Origin of the sequence: Microcystis sp. M53602_WE12, from assembly GCF_030065455.1 — a bacterium.
Lineage (GTDB): Bacteria > Cyanobacteriota > Cyanobacteriia > Cyanobacteriales > Microcystaceae > Microcystis > Microcystis aeruginosa.
Genome location: NZ_JASJFB010000118.1, coordinates 1 through 3,355, shown reverse-complemented (window position 1 = coordinate 3,355; position 3,355 = coordinate 1). Strand labels below are relative to the sequence as shown.

At 46.6% G+C, this 3,355-nt stretch carries 4 protein-coding genes; 3 read left to right on the top strand and 1 reads right to left on the bottom strand.

Annotated features, from left to right (window positions below):
* Window positions 1-76 precede the first annotated feature (76 nt).
* A complete protein-coding gene (locus PX482_RS04720) occupies window positions 77-202 on the top strand; it encodes a hypothetical protein (protein ID WP_288094062.1) in 126 nt (41 codons plus the stop codon).
* Between the two features lie 4 nt (window positions 203-206).
* Window positions 207-899 carry a M15 family metallopeptidase gene (locus tag PX482_RS04715; RefSeq protein WP_125731132.1) on the top strand — a complete coding sequence of 231 codons (693 nt, stop codon included), beginning with the start codon at window positions 207-209 and terminating at the stop codon, window positions 897-899.
* Between the two features lie 243 nt (window positions 900-1,142).
* Here the strand turns inward: PX482_RS04715 and PX482_RS04710 are convergent, their stop codons facing one another.
* Window positions 1,143-1,547: a response regulator gene (locus tag PX482_RS04710; RefSeq protein WP_012268160.1), complete on the bottom strand. Its 405-nt coding sequence runs from the start codon at window positions 1,545-1,547 to the stop codon at window positions 1,143-1,145.
* 82 nt (window positions 1,548-1,629) lie between these two features.
* Between PX482_RS04710 and PX482_RS04705 the strand changes: the two genes are divergently transcribed.
* Window positions 1,630-3,355: DNA gyrase/topoisomerase IV subunit A (locus tag PX482_RS04705; RefSeq protein ID WP_288122137.1), on the top strand; the 1,726-nt coding region annotated here is incomplete at its 3' end.

Sequence of the window (3,355 nt, the reverse complement as noted above, 5' to 3'; positions counted from 1 at the left end):
GTGCCGACCATTGGAGTGATTGGGGGGAAAATCCCTGGACTTTTTCCCTGAAAATTAGGTAATTGACCACCTGAAAATGGGTAAAACCCCACACCCCACACCCCACACCCTACACCCTACCCCCACGAAAAACTTTTTGCCGCAAACCCTATGTAAACTGGCGATCGAGTGGACCATCAATAAAATTACTGTTTCCCGATGACGAGATGAAACCCTACCAAAAAATTCCTATTCGTGAATGTGGGGAACCCCTAGTACCTATACCCGCAGATAAATTTGTTATCCCTTCTCCCCATGCTTACGAGAAATTAGGGGCTAATTATCGGGGTAAATCTCCCTATTTTTTGCGACAAGGGGTGTTAAATGCTCTGATTGACGCTCAAAACCGCCTGCAAGTCTATCAACCTGGTTGGCAAATTTTGATTTTTGATGCCTATCGACCGGTGGAAGTGCAACAATTTATGGTCGATTATAGTTTTCAGACTCTCCTAGACACAAAAGGATTAGCCAAAGAGAAACTATCGGAGGCAGAAAGTCAAGCGATTTTAACAGAAGTTTACACTATTTGGGCGGTTCCCAGCGATAATGCCGCCACTCCGCCTCCCCATAGTACCGGAGCGGCGATCGATATTACCCTGGTGAACGAGAAGGGACAAGCCATCGACATGGGGGGAGAAATCGATGAGATCAGTGAGCGATCGCATCCCGATTATTATATCGCCGCAAAAAGCCCGCGAGAACAGAGTTATCATCAAAAACGAGTTTTATTGGCTAAAGTGATGGAGGAGGCGGGATTTAGCCGACATAAGGGGGAATGGTGGCATTTTTCCCTAGGGGATCAGATGTGGGCCTGGTCGCTCGATCGAGCCTACGCCATCTATGGCAGAGTGGAGGATTAAGTAGGGTTTGCGGCAAAAAGTTTCTTGTGGGGACAGGGTGTGGGGTGTAGGGTTTTACAGATTTTGAGGGGGTCAATTACCTAATTTTCAGGGGAAAAGTCCAGGGATTTTCCCCCCAATCACTTCCGTCGCCGGTACTTTTTGATTGACAAAAAGTCTAAAAGTCTTACCCAATAAGGTTTTTAGATTTATTCAGCCAACCCTAGATCAATACTGATATACTAACAAAAGAAGACTCAAAGCTTAGACCAGCTTCTGATCGATGATCGCCAAGATTTGATCAACAAAAGCTTGGTGATCAACCACTGGTTTAGAAATATAACCATCGGCCTGACTCTGCTTGAGAAAATTCTCTCGATCGCCCTCCATAGCGTGAGCGGTGACGATAATAACGGGTAAATCGGCGGTTTCGGGGTTAGCTTTGAGAATTTGGCTGATTTTAATGCCATCTACCGCTTTCCCTTCATAGACACTATGGGAGAGGGAGACATCCATTAAGATCACGTCCGCTTCCTTATCCCGAGCAATACGAAGCACTTCTTCCACGTCTTCGGTCCCTTTAACCTCTAGACCACCTCGTTTGGTCAAAATTTTGGCAAAAACGCGAAAATTAATCGGGTCGTCTTCTACAATCAAAACAGTCGTCATAGGGATGCTCAGGGATAAACAAGGTTAAAACGGGCAAAATGCCTTATGATTCACAGCTAGACAGATTGAAAACGAGAGACTCATGGCCAAACAACTGGATTTCTTAGCTAGTGGTCAAATTATACCCACGGCCTTACACCAAGAGATGGAACGATCCTATCTAGAATATGCCATGAGTGTGATCGTGGGGCGAGCCTTGCCGGATGTACGCGATGGACTAAAACCAGTGCATCGTCGCATATTATACGCTATGCACGAACTGGGTTTAACTCCCGATCGCCCTTTTCGCAAATGTGCGCGGGTGGTGGGGGATGTCTTGGGTAAATATCATCCCCACGGCGATCAGTCAGTGTACGAGGCACTGGTTCGTATGGTACAGGATTTTTCCAGTCGTTACCCACTTTTATCGGGCCATGGTAACTTTGGTTCGATCGATAACGACCCCCCGGCGGCCATGCGTTATACAGAAACCCGTTTGGCCGGCATCGGTGATCAGGCGGTTTTGGGGGGAATTAGCGAAGCTATCGTTAATTTTAGCAGTAATTTTGATAATTCTCAACAGGAACCCGTTGTTTTACCCGCTCAGTTACCGATACTGATTCTTAATGGTTGTTCAGGTATTGCGGTGGGGATGGCGACTAATATTCCTCCCCATAATTTAGGGGAAGTGGTGGAAGGTTTAATCGCTTTGATTGATAATCCCGATTTAAGCGAGGAAAAGTTAGTAGAAATTATCCCCGGGCCGGATTTTCCCACGGGAGGCGAGATTTTAGATGATACCGGCATTCGGGAGGCTTATCGCACCGGTAGGGGGATTATTCCCGTGCGCGGAGTGGCGAAAACTGAAACAATTATCATTGAGGGCAAGCGCCGAAGGGAAAGGACGGCAATTGTGGTTACTGAGTTGCCTTTTCAGGTGAATAAGGCGGCATGGATCGAAAAAATCGCCGAATTAGTCAATTTAGGGAAATTGGAGGGAATTGCCGATATCCGCGATGAAAGTAATCGCGAAGGCATTCGGGTGGTGATTGAATTAAAGCGGGAAAGTCAACCGCAGCAGGTTTTGGCGGCTTTATACCAACAAACGGCCCTACAGACTAATTTTGGGGCAATTATCCTCGCTTTAGTCGATAATCAACCCCGGCAGTTATCGTTAAAACAAGTTTTACAGGAATTCTTGCGCTTTCGAGAAACAACTCTCACCCGTCAGTATGGCGATGAGTTGCAACAGGCCAGCGATCGCTTACACCTAGTCGAGGGTTTATTATTAGCTTTGCAGAATATCGATCGAGTGGTGGATATTCTCAAAAATGCTCCCGATGGGACGACGGCTAAGTATCGTTTTCAGGCAGAATTGGGCATTAGTGACGCACAAGCTGATTCTATCTTGGCTATGCCCCTACGTCGTTTAACCGGTTTGGAAAGACAAAAGTTAGAGACGGAAGCGACGGAATTACAAACAAAAATTCAACAGTTAGAAACCCTTCTCCATAACCGTCAGGAGTTTCTCAAGTCTCTGAAAAAAGAATTGCGCTCTTTAAAGAAAAAATTCGCCGATAGCAGACGGACAAAAATTCCCACTGGCAAGTCGGGGGACAGGAGACAGGAGACAGCAGGGAAGAAACAGGATTCTGTGGTAAAAAAACAGGAGACAGGAGACAGGAGACAGGAGACAGGAGACAGGAGACAGGAGACAGCAGGGAAGAAACAGGATTCTGTTGTGAAAAAACAGGAGACAGTCCCGATGAAAAAATTTTCACCACCAGGGACGAAAGAGGTTTCCTTACCTACACCCCACACCCCACACC